Here is a 16494-nt window from a genome sequence, read left to right on the forward strand (position 1 = left end):
CTATAGTATTTCTACCCCATCTAAAAGCGAATTATCCTCTTGTACAGAATTAGTATAGAAAGGCATAAAATCAAAGGCTTGCATTGGTTTTTTTACAACAGTATTGGCAATAGTGGCGGCAATTGTTCCCGCCCTAAAATCCTCTCGAATCAAACCAAAAGGCTGTTCTTCTGCAAATTGCTCCCAGATTTTTAACTCTTCCTCTGGTATCAGGTCTAACTCCTGCAGTGTTTTACCCAGAGCTAGACCAAGATTACATAAGAATCGCTGTCTATCTGTTAGGACTTTTTTTTAGTATCTTGGAAGATTGTTAAAAAAGATTGTCCCAAACTATTGAGCTGATCCAAATCATCTACATTTCTGAAATCAAATAGTAGATTACCCTCTTCATCACAAATACGCATAGCCGCCTGACGAGCAAGCATATAGGGGTCTTCTACCTGTTTAAGCTGAGCTTCTATCTGCGTACCATTGCTCATATCAATTTCAATACCAAGCTGTTTAGCACGCTGTAGCATATAGGCTTGTGTCTCAAACATAATGAAATTATTATCCCCAACAGTAAGCTCTCGTAGGTAGATGGTTTTTCCATCTACCTCGATTTTCTCTACCTTGGGTTTATGTTGGCTAAGAAAATCTGCTTTATTCATTATGCCCCCATAAAGTAACGGCGACCTGATAGTTTCATTGCAAGCCCTGATTCCCAACGACCCGCCACTTGACCATCAATATTAATACCTGTTTCAACTGAACCATTAAAGATATAAGTTCCTTGATTCTGTGGTAGTAATAAACGCACCCAGAACTTTTCACCACTATATTCATACTCTTCAAGCGCTTGTTGAATAGGTGAGTTAGGATTTAAGAAGAATTGCATGGTTAAAGAGCCTTCTTCTCGATCCCCTGCTTCATACTCTTTACCCTCGGAGCAGATAGTTGATACATCAATTTGTTCAACGGTTGCCCCTGATTTCTGAATATTTTTTAGTTCGCAGAAATTATCAAAGAACTGTACCAGACCAATCTTAGAACCAGTATAAGCAGAAGGTATCTTCTTCCCCAGCCAATTGGTATTGGCTAATGTTAATGCACCTGATGAATCAACTGCAGATACCACATAATCACCATTAAACCCCTCTAAACCGGAGATAGTCACAATATCACCCTTTTTAGCTTTAAGCGTACTCTTAACCACAGCAGGATTGGTCGCCGTTACCTCTGTTACCGCAACCGTTGCCGGTGTCGTTACTATTTTTTGAATCTGTACCTTAGACCCATTAAACTTAAACGTCTTTCCTTTAGACATCATTTTTCTCCAATAAAAAAGCCCTCAACCGAGGGCAACTAAATATAAAACTCTAACGTTCGTCTAAATAACGTAGAGTTCTCCACAAAAGCATCAAAATCATTGACCTTATCCGCATCTAATAACGCATCCAGCACATCATCACGAAGCATCAAAAGGTCAGCATAGGTTTTAGCATAACAGTCTATTTGCACTCTTTTATCCTCATCTGTCGGACCGCAAATTGTACTATTAGTATTTACCGCTACCACACTATAAACAATCGCAGGAAATACCTCATTATCCTGTGGCATATAGATAGGAAAAGTCGGACAAATAGCCGATAATCGCTGTGCTAATTCATCTTCTGTCATAGCTTATCAATCTCCTGTTTTAACGTATTTTTGACAACATCAACCGCTTTCTCTTTCTGTGACTCAAAAGCAGGACGTAAAAAAGGACGAGCTTTCATCTTTCTCGTCCCAAACTCTACCATGTGACCATATACCGTTTTACCTTGATAATAGGTTTTTCCTACTCTCCCCTTTTTACGATTAACCTTATTATTTTTATAAACCGCCCTTGAAGACACTAAACCAATACCATAGCGAACATTTCCTTTACCTCTATCTCGGAATCGTTTCACCACAATATTTTGCTTTAATATACCAAGATAAACAGGTACTCTATTTTTTGCCTCATTTCGTATTAGTTTTGACCCTTCAATCGCAGCCTTACGCACCACTTGCCCGGCTACTTTCTTATCCAACTTTTCAAGGCGATCAGATAGCTCTCTTAATCCCTCAACCCTAACTTTCATTATTCAGCACCCGACACGTTAAATCAATATACTCTTTATATTTAATATCCGATAGCACCGACTCAATCTCATAGACTTCATCACCAATAATAACGCGCATGGCTGCCATCACATTCTTAATATAACGAATACGTATACTGGCTCTTACCTCAGAGGACTCTACATTACCTTTAATAGACTCTATCCCTGAAATATGCCGTACATCTGCCCATACCTTAGCAAAAGTCGCCCAGCTCTCAATACGCTGACCATACTTATCTTGCAATAACGTACGGTGTTGTATCTCTATTCTTGTATTTAAATCACCTGCCTTTAACATTACGCTCCCCTAATTCTATCTGCCCATAATAAGGATAAAACCGCATTAGGCAAATGTTGAGTTGCCTCTTGGGCAGATTCTCGTTGATAATAAAAATCACCAACCAGCAACATCATTGCTTGCTTATGATAAGGTGTAATCACCATAGGATAGCGTAATGTTTGCCCAGAAGATACCGCATCATTAAGTGCCTCTTCCGATACAAAAATATCACGATTCAAATAAGCCTCACAACGTGATTCAGCACTCCGCATCATCTCTTCAATAAGCTCATCCTCCTCTTGATGATCCACTCTCAAGTGTTGCTTTACCACGGATAAATCTAAAAACATTCTTTGCCCTTATTCTGTTGTCTTATCTTCACCAGATTGATGAGGATCTAGTAAATTACCCTGCTTACCATCAGACTGCTTTCCCTGATCAATAAACCCCTTTTCTACTGCCGCCAATAATAACTCCTCGGGACATTCCTCACCAGCACTAAAAACAATCGGATAAATACTGCCATTTGGCGCACCAATAAATCCGTCTTTAATAAACTTCATCCTATTTCTCCATAAAAAAGCCCCCTATGACTAGAGGGCTGTTATGCAACAATCACTTATGTAGCAACTTTTAACACTTTCATCGTATCAGGATTAAGCAATCCACCACCAACACGTTTTGTTGTATAGAAACTCACAAAAGGCTTATTAGTATAAGGATCTCGCAACACACGCACACCAACACGGTCAAGCACCATATACCCTTGTGCTAAATCACCAAATAACACAGGTGTAGTATTCGCTGCTACATCAGGCATATCCACTAACTCAGTTACTTTATAACCCAATAAAGTAGAGGGTTGGCCAGCCACTAAAGACGGTTGCCATAAGTAGTTCCCTTGACCGTCTTTTAACTTGCGTAATGTCGCTAATGTATTACGATTCATCACAAAACCTGCATTACTCGCATAAGTGGCTGGTAACGCATACACAAGATCAATCAACGCATCAGCAGTAATCTCATTAGCATTACCACTTTTCACTACCTTAATTGCACCATAAGGGTGTTTACTTGCATTAGCATTACCCTCAATATAAGTCAGTAAACCAGTCGGTTTATTCACCCCATCACCCGTTAAAAAGGCTTTACCCTCTTGTAAGGCGATTTCATTATCAATCTCACCCAATAACCATGATTCAAGATTAATTTCACTATCATCTAGCATTTGTTGCGTTGCAGATGGATTTACATAGATTTCACCGGTATTATAGGTAAATGGTTTAAACTTCCCTGTAGTTGTTTCAGGACGAGCATCCGTTTCACCCACCCAACCAGATGACATACCATGTTCAGTAAATAAACGCGTAAAAGACGGTTTAGAGGTCGTTTGTACTTTTGCCAATGAACGCATAGGCGATAAAATCAAGAGCCGTTTCTCTAACGTACGATCCCATTCTGTCGGTACTAAATAACCGCCATCTTCTGCTGCTCCTTTATTTAAAGCAGCATTAATTTCACCTGAACGTAAATTAGCATTAAAAGCAGCTGAATATTCAGCATCTACTTTACCCTCACCATCACCGACCAAACGCATACCCACCATAGCCTGATTAGCTTGATCAACGGCTGCTTGTAACTCAGTAATACGAGACTCAAGGTTCTTAATGGTTGTTTCTTGCAACGCATCAATAACACCTTTTTTGATATTTTCTTCACGTTTATTGTTTTCAATTTTGAACTCATTAAACGCACTATTGAGCTCTTTAATTAATTTATGCACATCTGCTTCTGGTGCAGTTGCATATACGCCCATTAAGCCACGGCGCAACGGCATAGTTTGCTTAGTCTTCATAGTTTATCCTTTTAAAGAAGTAATTAACGATTGCAAAGACGCAATCAATTCAGAGTTGTCAGCGCTCGACTTGACAGGTTGACTACTAGCAGCGCCCGACTTGCTAGAAAAAATCTGACTCATAATCTCTCGGCGTTGAGATTTTGTTTTACCCTCTTTCTTGAGACTATTTTCAATAAAACGAAGGTAAGTTGTATTCTTAATATCCTTGGTACTTTCTGCTTGAGTACCTGTGGCATCATGTAATTCACCCGTAGCAAAGCCTTGTTCAATCGCACTTTCACCATTAAGCCATGTTTCAGCCGACATCAAACTTTGGATAAAAGACTTATTCAACCCCGTACGAGCCACATAGACATCTGCCATATCACTATCCAAACGGTGCAATAAGTCAATCACACTTTGCATATCCTCTTTATTGCCATAGACAACACCCATGGCATTATGGATCATCAGATTAGCCGCATCACCCATTAGAATTTCATCACCCGCCATAGCAATAATAGAGGCAGCAGAGGCAGCTAAACCCAATACATTAACCGTTACTTTATAAGGGTGGTTTTTTAGTAAGTTATAAATCGTTACCCCCTCAAAATAATTACCACCGGGTGAGTTAATATTCACCACCACATCACGAGGACCAATCGCTCTTAATGCCGCAGCAATTCGATTGGCAGTTACCCCCGTACCGTCCCAACTCTCACCGATACCCTCATAAATACTAATCGTATTATCCGTATCTGCCTTGGCAACAATACTTGCGTCCCATTTCTCCAAATGCTCAATAGGGGCTTCTAATGCTGTAATCGTACCAAAATCAGCACGAATATCAGGTAATTTAATTAAGCTCATCTTCCTGTTCCTTAGACTCTTTAACACTCACACCAGCAGCAGGTTTTAATGTATCTGCTAATGTATCCTTAATCGGTTTCATATCCTGTAATTCACGAATTTCATTTTGGGTATACCAAGCACCATGACCACCGGCACCCAATGCCTTAGCGAAGAAATCCGCTTGATCCTTTAACGTACCACGCAACAAAGCACGTTCATTAAATTTCACATATAAACCTTCTTCATTCTGTAGCAAACAACGCTCAATCGCTTGCTCCCAAGCCGTAAACCAAGGCTGTAGTGTATATTGCACAAAATACATACCTAACTGTTCAATCCCTGAACCCCAGCTAGTATCGTCCATCATCAATAAAGGACGAGGTACACCAAATGCTCTTGCTACCTCTTCAATTTGATGTTTACGGTTCTCAATATGCTGTGCATCGGCGGCTGAATTTCCAAATAGAACAGGCTTTAATCCCTGCTCCAATAACATAAATTTATTATTTCCTTGAGGGCCTGAGTAGGCAGCTAATGATTCTTTTAAATGCTCATAAGATCTATCACTTAATTCACCCTCTGTTGTAATCGCTCCACGCGCCATAACACCATCAGTAAAGTAGCGTTCAATCGCTTGCTCAGCTGATTCAGCAATATTCAAGACTCTAAATGCCATCTTAACGCGCGATAAACCCTTAATCCCATCAAAGGAAATATCCTTTAAATGCAATACATCTGACTGGTTTAGCACAGAAGTATGCCCTTTCTCATTGGTGTATCGGTATTCCAATGTAAAATCCGTTTTCTGCTTAACCGTAACAGACTTAGACATCAACGGTACTAGTCCCGTTATACGCTTACCCGTTCGCAAAATATACGCATAGGCATTACCATAAAACAAGACATTTAACTGCATTTGACGCTTAAACTCATAAGCCGTCTGCCATGTATTGGGACATTTCTTTAACAGTAAGTACAAAGGGTGATCTTTAGCTAATGCCTTTTCTTCCCCTTGACGCATTAGGTTAAGCGGTAACATACCCAATGATTCAGAAATAAGTAGTACACAACGAAGTAATGCCATATTATTCAAAGCATCACCTGACGATTTCCCTCGTATAAAAGCCTCTAATCCCGATGTACCTCGTTGCTCTATTGGTGATTTTTCCTCTTCTGCTTTGGCAAAAAATGATTTCACCGTATTCAGTAAATTTACACCCATCTGATTCCTCTATTTTCATAAACCGATTTAACCGGAATATCTGCCCCCGTTGAACTACCATACGCCATAATGGCTGCCACAATACCGTCCACACGACCGGTAGCCTTAGCTTTATCCACTTTACGATTACCGGCCGGATCTTTAGTCACTATCGCATTGGCTGCATTCCACGTTAAAATCTGATGCCCTGCATGACGTAACTCCTTATTCAATAAGCCGGTTTCAAACTTATCCAGCGCAGGACTCATATCCTTAAACCCCTGACCAAACGGCACCATATTAGGTAATTTAATCCCCATATTCTCTGCAAGCATTTTTAAGTCTTCAATCCGCCAACGGTCATAGGCAACCCCCTGAATATCCAAGACCTCATCTAATTCAGTCAGCTTCTTCAATACAGCTGTTTTATCTACCGCACTACCGGCCGGGGTTTCCAGTAAACCTTGCTTTTGCCACATCAGATAAGGCACTTTGTCTTGTTCTTCTTTTAAGCGTAAATTATCCCTAGGTAACCAGAAAAAAGGCACTAAACGGTAAAACTCATCTGAATCATCAGGCTCAAATAACAACACTAGTGACGTTAAGTCTTGCGTACTGGATAAATCTAATCCAGCCCAACATTTACGTCCATAGTAGCTTTCAATACTACGAGGAGTACTATCCTCACAAGCTGACCATATCTCATGACTAATCCATGGTGCTGCTGCTTCAGTCCATACACAAAAATTTAAGCGTTTGACTTCTGCCTCACGAGCAGGCATACCCTTAGCACTCGTTACTTGTCCTCTCAGATATTTATATCCCGGGATACCATGTTCTAAGCTAGGGTTTGCTTTTGGCCAACAAGATTCATCATTTAGCGGATCATCACCTTCATCTACACCACAGATAAAAGCAAAGAACTCATCATCTAGCAACATACCAGAGCATACCTTTTCACCATACTCGTGATAATGCCAACAAGTTGAATGCTTATCATGGCCACTATTGGTAATCATAAAAATCAGAGGTTGTGCACGAAACTTAGTACCACTACGGATAAGCTCTACCGTACTACCATCAGGGTGTTCATGAATTTCATCTAATAAGGCAATATGAGGACGTGTGCCTGATTGTGCTTTATCAGATGATAAGGTTCTAAAGAACGAATTAGATTCATGGTGGGCTAAATTCCACTCTTTACCTGTTGAGCCTGATCGTGTTAGGTTACGATCTAAAAGTGGTGATAAATCCACCATTGCCACCGCATCACGGAATAGAATTTGTGCCTGATCTTTTTTAGCCGCTGCTGCGTAGATCTCTGCTCGTGCTTCTTTATCCCCAGTTAATCCATATAGACCTATTCCTGCCGCTAAAGGTGATTTACCTGATCCTTTAGCAGTTTCTACATAAGCTGTTCTAAAACGGCGAGAATTATCTGATTTATATTTCCAACCAAAAAGAGAACCGAGTACAAAGGCTTGCCAAGGGAGTAAATCAAACTTTGCTCCCTCAAACTGTCCACCATTGAGCTTTAATACATTCTCAAAGTAGAGAAAAATACGTGCGGCTGCATCCGGGTCAAAATAAAAACCACGTTCACCTGCTGTCTCTAAATCTGACAAATGGCGCCGGCAAGCATTCAATACATTTTTAGATACAACGTACTTACCCTCTACAACCGCTTTAGCATAGGCTGTTGTACGCTCTTCTGCTGGTGGATTAGTGTAAGCCAAACTCATACGCTAAACGTTCCTCACGGGCTTCTTCTTCGCTCGCAAAGAGCGAGGGTTGTGTTGCTGTTACAGCAGATTGAATCTGCTTACTGCGTGCTGCTGGATTCATGCCAAAACTTGTCTGAATAGATAACATCTCAGACACGGCTGATTTGCGTAATGTGACCCATACACTCATTTGAGGGTAGCCATTAGGTGTTAGGGTTACTTCACCATGTATCTTGATATGTTCAGTTGCTTTCACCCATAGGCTATAGTTTTGACAATATGCAGCTAAAGCATCTGTATCTACGCGCGTCAGCAATCCTAATTCGTACAAATCAGGTGCTAGCTTATACCACTTTTCCTGAGCGACTGCATCTAAAAAGGCAGGACACTCAGGCATGGTATTAACAACACTCCAGTCCACTGCACCACTACGCAAATCATTGACTTGTCCCAGTGGCTTTTTTGATGGATTACCATTTAAACGGTGGATAGCATCAGGCTTTGCCTTACGACCTGAATTATTATTACCTGCCATAAAAATCCTATAAAAAAACCATTTAAACTCTATTGTTTAAATGGTCTAAACACTTATTAATTGACTCCCCCCTCCCTCCCATTTTTCCCGATTTTGTGTGCGAAGTTGGGGGGGCGGTCAGGAGGGCAAAAAGTACAGAACTTTTTAAGGGGGGCTACCCCTCTCAAACTCACACTTTTTTATTCCAATGATGGTTGGGATCAAGTGGAATCCCATTCACATCACAGCCTTTTTGTAAACTACCTGTTTCTTCACGTTGTTTAACACTACTATGACATGACTTACATAAGGCTTGCCAATTCTTCTGATCCCAGAAAAGTTTCTGATCACCTTGATGTGGAACGATATGGTCAACAACTTTGGCTTCTGTTACTTTGCCTTGTCGTTCACAATACACACATAAAGGATTCTTTTTCAAAAAGGCAAGACGTAACCGCTGCCACTTACCACCATAACCGCGTGATGCAACCTTTGTCTTATCCTCACGCCAACTGATTCTTTGCATATCAAATACCCAATAAAAAACCACGCAATCCAAACAGAATCACGTGGTTTAATACACTTTCCAACTTAACCTAGGCACACTTTCACCGAAGTTTAGCTGATATTAGCATAAAACAGGAAAGTGACGAAATTATTTTTTAACTATCTATTGAACAAGCAAAGAATACACCTAGAATAGTTACAGTTGGCAATCTTTTCTGTAAAACCGCTTGTATCGCTTTAAAATGAGTCCCTGTTGTCAATACATCATCAAATACAATTATATTTTTTACTGGTTTACTTAGTAATAAATCATTATCAATTATGTATTGTTTTTTCAACTCTCCAACTGTAGCTCTATGCGATGATAAATGTGAAGGAGTCATAGACGTTGTTTGAATAACTAACTCACGGATATCTAACACATCTCCAGAAAGTCTATTCAAGTGCTCTAATATATCCAACATCCTACTATCATACTCTGGAGAATCTTTCGCACTCGATGGAGGAATAGGAACCAAAGTAAACTCTTTTAAAGTATCTATTTTAAAACCACTATGATAGAGACTCGCAACATACTTAATATCTTTTATCTTATACTCATAACCATTATTACCTGGTTTTTTCTTCAAATTATATACAATACTATTTGTTCGGCTATGCCTCCAGCCCTTATATGGTGAATATTCTCCTAGAAAAAAACACTCATCATCTTCTTCTAAATAGATACATCTTGCTTTATCTCTGATAAAAGAATCTACCTTCTGAAACCGAAATTGTTCAATCCCTTCACTCATTTGATAAACCTTCTAGACCTTTTAATATATCTTCAAAAGTTCTGACTCGAATTGCACCCTCTCGTTCAAATTTAGCAGGCCAAGAAATAGCTGGGTTTTCAAAGCAATTATTCAAAATAAAAAGTTTTCTACCCTGATATAAAGCATGCTTTGCTTGAGTTAAAGTTCCGGATGTTTCCCCTGCTTCCACAATAATAGTCGCATCACTTAATGCTGACATTGTGGCATTTCTCTCAGGGAAAAAGAAACGATTTATCTTATAGGTCTGTTTTTTATATTTTAATACAGGCACTTGACTGATTAATAAATGGTCTTGAGCAATAATATCCTGTAATTCCTTATTTTCTTTTGGATAATATTCAGTAAGCGGTGTTCCAAGAACTGCTACAGTACGCCCCTCGAACTCTAAAGCACTTTCGTGAGCAATTTTATCTATTCCACTAGCTAATCCAGAGAAAATAGTAAAATCATGTTTTACTAAATCTCTTACTAATTGTCTTGTACGTCTAATACCTTCTTCTGATGGACTCCTAGTTCCAACCACAGCAACAGATTTCTTTGAAAAGACTAAATCTGGGTTACCCCTATAATAGTAAAATTGTAAAGGATTCTTAGCATCATCTAGCTTAGCAGGAAAATCAATAGTTCCTTTAAAAGCAAAATGAAAGTCATTAACATTAGCCTTATCGAAATAACTTATAACTCTTTGATAGGCATCATTAATAATATCTTCATTATCCACTATCTGTGATGGCAAAATTCCAGGATTATTCTGAAATAATTCTGCCAATGACTTAAATGAAGCCTTATCATTCTCCCATAGAGCTTCGTAAGCTGCCATTTCCTTTGCTGGAATAATTGGCTCATTTGCAAATATATCTCTGAACTCAAGACTCATACTTATTTCTCAACTTTCTCACTCAAGTATTTTAATGGATAAAGCTAATATTTTCTTATTTTCTTCTAATTTTAACAATTAAATTTTATAAATAAAGATAGACCGAACAACAAGGAGAAAATTCCCCTTGTTATTCAAAAAACTATCTGTCTAGCAGAAACGCTATGCTCTGTGTTGTACTGCACGCAGGGCTTGTTGTCTGCTTAACCGAGCGTTGTATTTCTCTATCGGAAACATCTCATTAAAATGGTGTAGGGTTTTGCGCCACTCAATATCGTCCTTGGATAGTTTAGTAAAGAGTTCTCGTAAGCTACGTTCTCTAAGGGTGATAGATATATCAGGCTCTGTATAAAGACTGAACACCTCAGCCGCATATTGTGAGAGCATGGCTTGGAGAGCAGGATAGAGTTTTTTAAATATCTCAGCTTGTTTGTGTGCCAGAAAGAGCAAATCACTCAATGTATGCAACACCTCATCTTCTACTTCATGGGTTTTGGGCTCATACGCAATGGTTGCTTGGGTTGGGGTGGTGTAGCTACCTGTTTTGCGGATAGTGGGGAGGACTTCTTCCATTACCCATTCTTCAAATCGTTCTGCTTCGACTTTACGGCTTTTGATAATTAAGCGGTAAAGATTGGGTTCGTTGATGAATGTTAATTCTTGATTACCTTTTGGGGTAAGGGTATATCGTTTCGATATACCCTTTTCTCTACAATGTTTTTGAATAGTTAGAGGTGCATTAATATAACCCAGAATATCGCAAACATCGGTACCGCAAAACCAAAGTTCATTGTTCTCATCAGTATGAGTACGAACGGGGAGATTATTAAAGTTAAAAGTCGTGATATTGCTCATGATGAGCTCCTTGGATTTTAGTTAATGATTGTCACCTTAATAGGGTGACGGGCTTCAACTACCGATCCAAGTCGGCGACTGGTATTCCCAAAAGGTGTTGTATTTCCAGTTCTCGACCCGTCATAAGAAGACGTTACTTTGTGTATAGGCGTAAAAAAACCGCTTTATCTGTCGGGTGCGGAAACCGCTTGGATTTAATAGTGATTTTATTATGCGATATGTTTAGGGATTTTGTCAAGCCATTATTTAATGGGAAATGTAATTTTGATTGATAAGTTAATGAAAAATAATGAAAAAATAGTAAAATTTTTATAAAAAATACTTGATTTTTATTGTAACGTACGGTATAATCATAACTGTTGAATGGTTCAACAAATGGAAAAACCCACCGTTTCAGATGGGTTTAATTAAAGAGGTTAGAAAATGAAACTACCCTTTCAAATTCTAGTCTTTCTAGTATTACTGCTCATTAGCAGTCCTGTTTATTAGAATATAAACAGTGCCTAGAAGGCGGGGGCGGTTCTGGAACAACTGCCCCTTTCCTCTCCATTATAAAGTAAGTTATTTTTAAAGTAAAGGGAAATATTATGGCATTAAGTCGCACTGAATTAAACCGCCGTTCAATGGAAAAACGTGGGATTAAACAAAAGAAATTTGATTTAGATACTGACACTGTTACTTTACTGGAACGTGTGGCTAAAGAGACAAATCAACCGCAGACTGTCGTTTTTAAAAAGGCACTTGAAATGTATGCTAAGGCGGTATTGGGAACGTAAAAAAACGCTTGGATTTAATAGTGGTTTATTGTGTCTGTAAGGGTACAGTTTATAAAGGTTAATTTTATTCTATGAATGAAATCATTGTATTACAATTATTACATTGCTATAATTGTATTCATACCTTAAACCACCAATGGGTGGCAAGGCCATGTAGGAGGATAACACTATGGCACTCACTGTAAGATTACCTGATGAGCTTGAACAGCGTTTAGATCATTTAGCCACACAAACAGGGCGCGCTAAGTCTTTCTATGTTAAGCAAGCATTGGAGGCTTATTTAGAAGATTTGGAAGATTTACTCTTGGCTAATGCTGTTTTAGAGCGCGTTCGTGCAGGTAAAGAAAAAGTATATCGTTTAGAGGACGTTGAAAATGAACTCCACTTGGACAGTCCAACTTGCTGATACTGCCAAAAAGCAATTAACAAAATTAGCTAAGAAAAACCCACAACAAGCAAAACGTATTCTTGATTATCTAAAAGAACTTCAAAGGCTTGAAAATCCACGTGATCGGGGTAAGGGATTAGTTGGTGAGCTGTCTGGCATGTGGCGTTACCGTGTTGGTGATTACCGTATTATTTGCCATATTGATAATGGTAAATTATTAATCACTGCCTTGGAATTAGGGCATCGGCGAGAGATTTATCATTAGTGTTTTTTTAAATTCTATGGTAGTGGGAATTAACTAAGTCAGTCGAAATCATTTATACGCCAATGCTTTAATTTCTTTCTGATGGGCTTTAATAACACGTCTTGCAGCGGCAAGGACTACACGCTTTCCTGCTTCTCCATTAAGCTCAAATTGTACCGCTTGTGTGTTGAGTTGAGGCGTTTTTTTATCTTGTACGGATTGTTGAGACATTATCTTTCCTAAAATCATTCAACGTATTGTTTACTAAGGATTAGTTTAACAAACGATGGAGGAATATTCAATAATTTGGGCTTAACCTACACTTCCCTTTCCCCCAAAAAGCTCGCAATCAATCTATCGGCTCGACATAACCGTATCTGTACGGTTCTTGGTGTAATACACAATTTCCTTGCCACATCACTTTGTTTCATATTCAATACATAAACTCCTACTAGAACGCGTATATCGGCTTTTCTTAGCGTTTTTATCGCTTGGTCGGTCAATAACACCTTCTGCAGTTGTAATGCGTTAAATTCAACGTTATTGAGCTTTAAATCGTCTTGAGGGGTATTGCATAGGGTAACACTACAATCTTCGCTTACAACGCTTCCATAAGCTCTATAATGCCCCCAAATCATCAGGCGATAATGAATGTACTGTAATCGCTTCATCTACTATTCCCTCTTTCTTTCCTTTTTCTGTCTTACCTGTCTTACTTCAATTTATATAAAGATAATGTGTCGCGCACATATGTATCACATCGCGCATACGCAGGAGGTTTTACAGTGTAATCTGCCCGAGGTAGGACAGGTAGGTCAGGTTGGTCAGCATTGCGTTCATATATCACCTTTTTTCAGTTAATAAAAGTTCCTACACTCTTTTTAGTGCATTTTAAAATCTCATTTTGTCCGCTTTCTCGCTTAAAAGCGTCTATTTTATCTCAAAAACTCAAATTCAACTAGGGACTGTTTTTACATACGCATAGCCTCTATAACCGTTACGATCGGCCGGTTGTCGTTTCTTTTCCCATCCTAATTTCTTCATAATGCCACCTATTTTGGTTTCTTGCTGTCTTGTTGATGTTACTCTTGCCATATCTAATCCTATGATTTTCTCTAAAATATAGACCATACTCAGCTTGGTTTCCATAAAATCGGGTTCCGCCAAGGCGGTACGAATCTTGGTCTCCCATGCGTCACTAATCTCTCTGGCTCCTTGCTCTTCCTGAATCAATTGACGCTCTTGTTCAGGTGTAGGGTGGCAAGGATAGCCTTGTTCAAACTCATATAATGCCTGTGCAAATAACTGATCCCTATCGCGAGCTAAAGCATCAATATCAATAGCGGTACATTTGACTGGCCAGAAACGGCGGTTACCTGTGGTATCTTTAAAATATTCATCTGCATTGGTCGTTCCTGCAAATACAGTATGACGAGCCTGTTCGACCACATGACGACCATACGGCTCTCTAAAACGGTCTGTACCACGCGTAATAAACGCTTTAATAGCAGTTGCTTCTGCTCGATTAAACATATCCAGCTCCGCAATCTCATAAATCCATACCCCATTAATAATCTGGTATAGATCTTTGTTGTGAATATCCAAAGGGCTATCAGCAAACCATGAGCCGCCTAATACCCGTAATGCGGTTGATTTACGCAAACCTTGACGACCCTCCAAGATTAATACATAATCGGCTTTGCAACCGGGGTTTAAGGCTCGATTAATGGCTTGTCGCAACCATAAAGGACCAATCAATCGTGTATAGTCTGTTGCCGGTACGCCTAAATAGGTATTGAGCCAATTTGTCAGCCTATCTTGTCCATCCCATTTAAGTGTCTCTAACCAATCTTGTAAGGGGTGATACACTTGACGAGAGGCTGCCACTTTGACCGCATTTAAGACGGTTAAAGGGGTTTTAAATAAGAACTTATATTCCCTACTCAAATAGTCAATTAGTTCTAGCTCATCTGCATCATTCCACGCGCGAGGGTATTCTGTATTCCAAGGCAATTCCCCTACTACCGTAACACGTTCTGTCAGTTTATTAAGCTGTATTTTGCCTTTAAGGCTGGGCAACTCATCAATCAGTGTGATGATATTTTGCATACAATCCACCACAACCCCATTTCCTTTACAAATGAGCTTTTCATAAAGTTCTTTGATATTAGGATTCTTTTCTACAACAGAAGCCTTAATCATAGGTAATCTATCCCCATTATCACTAAAGAGCTGTGCTTGCTCCCTAATATAGGTGATTAAAATATCCGCTGTTGCCCCTGATTCGATTGCATCGGCAATATCCCAACCATCTTTTAATTGCCCGGGAATCGCCACATCTAGCACATAGACTTTTTTCGCCTTGTCTTTTAATTGTTCCGCAATTTTCTGTGCTGCTACATAACCGGGTTGAACGGTTTTATCAAGGTATTCTCCTGTCTTTGGATTACGGTGTGAATCACAATCGGGCCAGATATATACGATACGATCAGCCAATACAGACCAATCCACCTTATCAACGGCATTACAACCACCCGGCCAAGTAAGTACATCATATCTATCTTGTAATAATTGATGCCCTGCATCCGCACATTTTTCACCTTCAACCAACAATACGGGTTTATCGCTTAATCGATCTAAACCATATAAAGGACGAGGTAATGGAAAGTGCATCCACCGCCAATCAAAATATCCCCCTCGACTCGTATCCTCGGCATAGACAAGGGGTAAAATCTCTTTCTTACCCTCACTATTGGTAAATCGGCATACATACCCTAAGACTTCCCCTTGCCGGTTTTTATACGTCCAGAAATGGTTATACGCTCCTCTGACGGGGTGTGCTTTATGAATGGGCTTAGCATCAGCAGGAACAGGCATAATAATTTTCCAAGGGGATTTTTCCGCCTTAACAGCAGATTTTCTGCCTGTTGGAACAATAGGGGCAGTGCCTAGCAAGCGAGATAACTCCTCTGCAGCGGCTTTATACTGTAAGCGGTGTATGGCGGCATATAGGCTGATTAAATCACCGCCCTTTTCTCCTGTACTAAAATCACTCCAGAGACCGGTTTTCAGGTTGATACTTAATGATTCTCCGGCATTACCGTCTAAATCACCTAATACCCATTCTGCTCCTCGTTTCTTACCATGAGGTAGCCATTGAGGGACGTAATAATCGGCTTGAGCCTGTAATTGTGCGGCAATATCTTTAAAATTAATTTTATATGCTGTCATGGTGTACCCCAGATAATTTCACGCATTTTATTTGGTTGAAGCGGTTTAATCAGTGCATAAATAAATAGTGGTTTAGCCGCACGCATTTGTCGCTTTCCTACCACACGGATTTGTTTACGAACAACTAAACGCCTACAAGTACTCTTCATCACCTGAACGGATACTTGTAGCCGTTCAGCCAGTTCTACTGCTGTCATATTTTGTTGCGATAAAGCCTCTATAACCGCACTGGCAATTACACCTAAAGGACGACCTACTCTATTCATA

General features: G+C 39.5%; 23 protein-coding genes. 3 read left to right on the forward strand and 20 right to left on the reverse strand.

What is annotated here, in order from left to right; translation table 11 throughout:
- The 17 genes from F9B76_RS10505 to F9B76_RS03275 form a co-directional block, all read right to left on the reverse strand.
- Window positions 1-153 (reverse strand): phage tail assembly protein T, encoded by a 153-nt coding sequence (locus F9B76_RS10505; protein ID WP_159990810.1) that lies wholly within the window; start codon window positions 151-153, stop codon window positions 1-3.
- A 125-nt stretch (window positions 154-278) separates the two neighbouring features.
- Window positions 279-650 carry a hypothetical protein gene (locus F9B76_RS03200; protein ID WP_159990812.1) on the reverse strand — a complete coding sequence of 124 codons (372 nt, stop codon included), beginning with the start codon at window positions 648-650 and terminating at the stop codon, window positions 279-281.
- The gene (locus F9B76_RS03205; RefSeq protein ID WP_159990814.1) at window positions 650-1309 is read right to left on the reverse strand and encodes a hypothetical protein; all 660 of its coding nucleotides are present in this window, start codon (window positions 1307-1309) and stop codon (window positions 650-652) included. The genes F9B76_RS03200 and F9B76_RS03205 overlap by 1 nt, the downstream gene beginning before the upstream one ends.
- Window positions 1310-1344: 35 nt before the next feature.
- Window positions 1345-1659, reverse strand: coding sequence for a tail completion protein gp17 (gp17, locus tag F9B76_RS03210; protein ID WP_159990816.1), 315 nt, complete (start codon window positions 1657-1659; stop codon window positions 1345-1347).
- Window positions 1656-2105 carry an HK97-gp10 family putative phage morphogenesis protein gene (locus F9B76_RS03215; RefSeq protein ID WP_159990817.1) on the reverse strand — a complete coding sequence of 150 codons (450 nt, stop codon included), beginning with the start codon at window positions 2103-2105 and terminating at the stop codon, window positions 1656-1658. The genes gp17 and F9B76_RS03215 overlap by 4 nt, the downstream gene beginning before the upstream one ends.
- Window positions 2095-2424, reverse strand: a complete 330-nt coding sequence (locus F9B76_RS03220; protein ID WP_159990818.1) for a phage head closure protein — start codon at window positions 2422-2424, stop codon at window positions 2095-2097. The genes F9B76_RS03215 and F9B76_RS03220 overlap by 11 nt, the downstream gene beginning before the upstream one ends.
- On the reverse strand, window positions 2424-2756 hold the full coding sequence (locus F9B76_RS03225) for a head-tail connector protein (protein WP_159990819.1): 333 nt from the start codon (window positions 2754-2756) through the stop codon (window positions 2424-2426). The genes F9B76_RS03220 and F9B76_RS03225 overlap by 1 nt, the downstream gene beginning before the upstream one ends.
- 9 nt (window positions 2757-2765) lie before the next feature.
- The gene (locus F9B76_RS03230; RefSeq protein ID WP_159990820.1) at window positions 2766-2969 is read right to left on the reverse strand and encodes a hypothetical protein; all 204 of its coding nucleotides are present in this window, start codon (window positions 2967-2969) and stop codon (window positions 2766-2768) included.
- A 56-nt stretch (window positions 2970-3025) separates the two neighbouring features.
- Window positions 3026-4261 carry a phage major capsid protein gene (locus F9B76_RS03235; protein ID WP_159990821.1) on the reverse strand — a complete coding sequence of 412 codons (1236 nt, stop codon included), beginning with the start codon at window positions 4259-4261 and terminating at the stop codon, window positions 3026-3028.
- A 3-nt stretch (window positions 4262-4264) separates the two neighbouring features.
- Window positions 4265-5113, reverse strand: coding sequence for a head maturation protease, ClpP-related (locus tag F9B76_RS03240; RefSeq protein WP_159990822.1), 849 nt, complete (start codon window positions 5111-5113; stop codon window positions 4265-4267).
- Window positions 5100-6317: a phage portal protein gene (locus tag F9B76_RS03245; RefSeq protein ID WP_159990823.1), complete on the reverse strand. Its 1218-nt coding sequence runs from the start codon at window positions 6315-6317 to the stop codon at window positions 5100-5102. Before F9B76_RS03245 ends, F9B76_RS03240 begins: the two co-directional genes overlap by 14 nt.
- The gene (locus F9B76_RS03250) at window positions 6308-8038 is read right to left on the reverse strand and encodes a terminase large subunit (RefSeq protein WP_159990824.1); all 1731 of its coding nucleotides are present in this window, start codon (window positions 8036-8038) and stop codon (window positions 6308-6310) included. The genes F9B76_RS03245 and F9B76_RS03250 overlap by 10 nt, the downstream gene beginning before the upstream one ends.
- The gene (locus F9B76_RS03255) at window positions 8019-8555 is read right to left on the reverse strand and encodes a phage terminase small subunit P27 family (protein WP_159990825.1); all 537 of its coding nucleotides are present in this window, start codon (window positions 8553-8555) and stop codon (window positions 8019-8021) included. The genes F9B76_RS03250 and F9B76_RS03255 overlap by 20 nt, the downstream gene beginning before the upstream one ends.
- A 169-nt stretch (window positions 8556-8724) precedes the next feature.
- A complete protein-coding gene (locus F9B76_RS03260) occupies window positions 8725-9060 on the reverse strand; it encodes an HNH endonuclease (RefSeq protein ID WP_159990826.1) in 336 nt (111 codons plus the stop codon).
- A 136-nt stretch (window positions 9061-9196) separates the two neighbouring features.
- Window positions 9197-9835: a hypothetical protein gene (locus F9B76_RS03265; RefSeq protein ID WP_159990827.1), complete on the reverse strand. Its 639-nt coding sequence runs from the start codon at window positions 9833-9835 to the stop codon at window positions 9197-9199.
- Window positions 9828-10733: a DNA-processing protein DprA gene (locus F9B76_RS03270; RefSeq protein WP_159990828.1), complete on the reverse strand. Its 906-nt coding sequence runs from the start codon at window positions 10731-10733 to the stop codon at window positions 9828-9830. The genes F9B76_RS03265 and F9B76_RS03270 overlap by 8 nt, the downstream gene beginning before the upstream one ends.
- Window positions 10734-10895: 162 nt before the next feature.
- Window positions 10896-11588 (reverse strand): BRO family protein, encoded by a 693-nt coding sequence (locus F9B76_RS03275; RefSeq protein ID WP_159990829.1) that lies wholly within the window; start codon window positions 11586-11588, stop codon window positions 10896-10898.
- Between the two features lie 587 nt (window positions 11589-12175).
- On the opposite strand from F9B76_RS03275, the gene F9B76_RS03280 reads away from it, so the two are divergent.
- The 3 genes from F9B76_RS03280 (at window position 12176) to F9B76_RS03290 (ending at window position 13017) form a co-directional block, all read left to right on the forward strand.
- Window positions 12176-12364 (forward strand): ribbon-helix-helix protein, CopG family, encoded by a 189-nt coding sequence (locus F9B76_RS03280; protein WP_159990830.1) that lies wholly within the window; start codon window positions 12176-12178, stop codon window positions 12362-12364.
- Window positions 12365-12533: 169 nt separating this feature from the next.
- The gene (gene relB / locus F9B76_RS03285; protein WP_159990831.1) at window positions 12534-12770 is read left to right on the forward strand and encodes a type II toxin-antitoxin system RelB family antitoxin; all 237 of its coding nucleotides are present in this window, start codon (window positions 12534-12536) and stop codon (window positions 12768-12770) included.
- The gene (locus F9B76_RS03290; protein ID WP_159990832.1) at window positions 12739-13017 is read left to right on the forward strand and encodes a type II toxin-antitoxin system RelE family toxin; all 279 of its coding nucleotides are present in this window, start codon (window positions 12739-12741) and stop codon (window positions 13015-13017) included. The genes relB and F9B76_RS03290 overlap by 32 nt, the downstream gene beginning before the upstream one ends.
- Window positions 13018-13065: 48 nt before the next feature.
- On the opposite strand, the gene F9B76_RS10245 is transcribed toward F9B76_RS03290, so the two are convergent.
- From F9B76_RS10245 to F9B76_RS03300, 3 genes are all read right to left on the reverse strand, one after another.
- Entirely contained in the window at window positions 13066-13227 is a 162-nt protein-coding gene (locus F9B76_RS10245; protein WP_201289343.1) for a hypothetical protein, read from the reverse strand.
- A 723-nt stretch (window positions 13228-13950) separates the two neighbouring features.
- Window positions 13951-16227, reverse strand: coding sequence for a VapE domain-containing protein (locus tag F9B76_RS03295; protein ID WP_159990833.1), 2277 nt, complete (start codon window positions 16225-16227; stop codon window positions 13951-13953).
- Window positions 16224-16493, reverse strand: a complete 270-nt coding sequence (locus tag F9B76_RS03300; RefSeq protein ID WP_159990834.1) for a hypothetical protein — start codon at window positions 16491-16493, stop codon at window positions 16224-16226. Before F9B76_RS03300 ends, F9B76_RS03295 begins: the two co-directional genes overlap by 4 nt.
- Between the last annotated feature and the right edge of the window lies 1 nt (window position 16494).

Source organism: Pelistega ratti, assembly GCF_009833965.1.
Lineage (GTDB): Bacteria > Pseudomonadota > Gammaproteobacteria > Burkholderiales > Burkholderiaceae_B > Taylorella > Taylorella ratti.

What these genes read in the sequence shown, in the direction of transcription:
- F9B76_RS03200 (WP_159990812.1), bottom strand. Translation starts at nt 650, where the DNA reads ATGAATAAAGCAGATTTTCTTAGCCAACATAAACCCAAGGTAGAGAAA.
- F9B76_RS03205 (WP_159990814.1), bottom strand. Translation starts at nt 1,309, where the DNA reads ATGATGTCTAAAGGAAAGACGTTTAAGTTTAATGGGTCTAAGGTACAG.
- gp17 (WP_159990816.1), bottom strand. Translation starts at nt 1,659, where the DNA reads ATGACAGAAGATGAATTAGCACAGCGATTATCGGCTATTTGTCCGACT.
- F9B76_RS03215 (WP_159990817.1), bottom strand. Translation starts at nt 2,105, where the DNA reads ATGAAAGTTAGGGTTGAGGGATTAAGAGAGCTATCTGATCGCCTTGAA.
- F9B76_RS03220 (WP_159990818.1), bottom strand. Translation starts at nt 2,424, where the DNA reads ATGTTAAAGGCAGGTGATTTAAATACAAGAATAGAGATACAACACCGT.
- F9B76_RS03225 (WP_159990819.1), bottom strand. Translation starts at nt 2,756, where the DNA reads ATGTTTTTAGATTTATCCGTGGTAAAGCAACACTTGAGAGTGGATCAT.
- F9B76_RS03230 (WP_159990820.1), bottom strand. Translation starts at nt 2,969, where the DNA reads ATGAAGTTTATTAAAGACGGATTTATTGGTGCGCCAAATGGCAGTATT.
- F9B76_RS03235 (WP_159990821.1), bottom strand. Translation starts at nt 4,261, where the DNA reads ATGAAGACTAAGCAAACTATGCCGTTGCGCCGTGGCTTAATGGGCGTA.
- F9B76_RS03240 (WP_159990822.1), bottom strand. Translation starts at nt 5,113, where the DNA reads ATGAGCTTAATTAAATTACCTGATATTCGTGCTGATTTTGGTACGATT.
- F9B76_RS03245 (WP_159990823.1), bottom strand. Translation starts at nt 6,317, where the DNA reads ATGGGTGTAAATTTACTGAATACGGTGAAATCATTTTTTGCCAAAGCA.
- F9B76_RS03250 (WP_159990824.1), bottom strand. Translation starts at nt 8,038, where the DNA reads ATGAGTTTGGCTTACACTAATCCACCAGCAGAAGAGCGTACAACAGCC.
- F9B76_RS03255 (WP_159990825.1), bottom strand. Translation starts at nt 8,555, where the DNA reads ATGGCAGGTAATAATAATTCAGGTCGTAAGGCAAAGCCTGATGCTATC.
- F9B76_RS03260 (WP_159990826.1), bottom strand. Translation starts at nt 9,060, where the DNA reads ATGCAAAGAATCAGTTGGCGTGAGGATAAGACAAAGGTTGCATCACGC.
- F9B76_RS03265 (WP_159990827.1), bottom strand. Translation starts at nt 9,835, where the DNA reads ATGAGTGAAGGGATTGAACAATTTCGGTTTCAGAAGGTAGATTCTTTT.
- F9B76_RS03270 (WP_159990828.1), bottom strand. Translation starts at nt 10,733, where the DNA reads ATGAGTCTTGAGTTCAGAGATATATTTGCAAATGAGCCAATTATTCCA.
- F9B76_RS03275 (WP_159990829.1), bottom strand. Translation starts at nt 11,588, where the DNA reads ATGAGCAATATCACGACTTTTAACTTTAATAATCTCCCCGTTCGTACT.
- F9B76_RS03280 (WP_159990830.1), top strand. Translation starts at nt 12,176, where the DNA reads ATGGCATTAAGTCGCACTGAATTAAACCGCCGTTCAATGGAAAAACGT.
- relB (WP_159990831.1), top strand. Translation starts at nt 12,534, where the DNA reads ATGGCACTCACTGTAAGATTACCTGATGAGCTTGAACAGCGTTTAGAT.
- F9B76_RS03290 (WP_159990832.1), top strand. Translation starts at nt 12,739, where the DNA reads ATGAACTCCACTTGGACAGTCCAACTTGCTGATACTGCCAAAAAGCAA.
- F9B76_RS10245 (WP_201289343.1), bottom strand. Translation starts at nt 13,227, where the DNA reads ATGTCTCAACAATCCGTACAAGATAAAAAAACGCCTCAACTCAACACA.
- F9B76_RS03295 (WP_159990833.1), bottom strand. Translation starts at nt 16,227, where the DNA reads ATGACAGCATATAAAATTAATTTTAAAGATATTGCCGCACAATTACAG.
- F9B76_RS03300 (WP_159990834.1), bottom strand. Translation starts at nt 16,493, where the DNA reads ATGAATAGAGTAGGTCGTCCTTTAGGTGTAATTGCCAGTGCGGTTATA.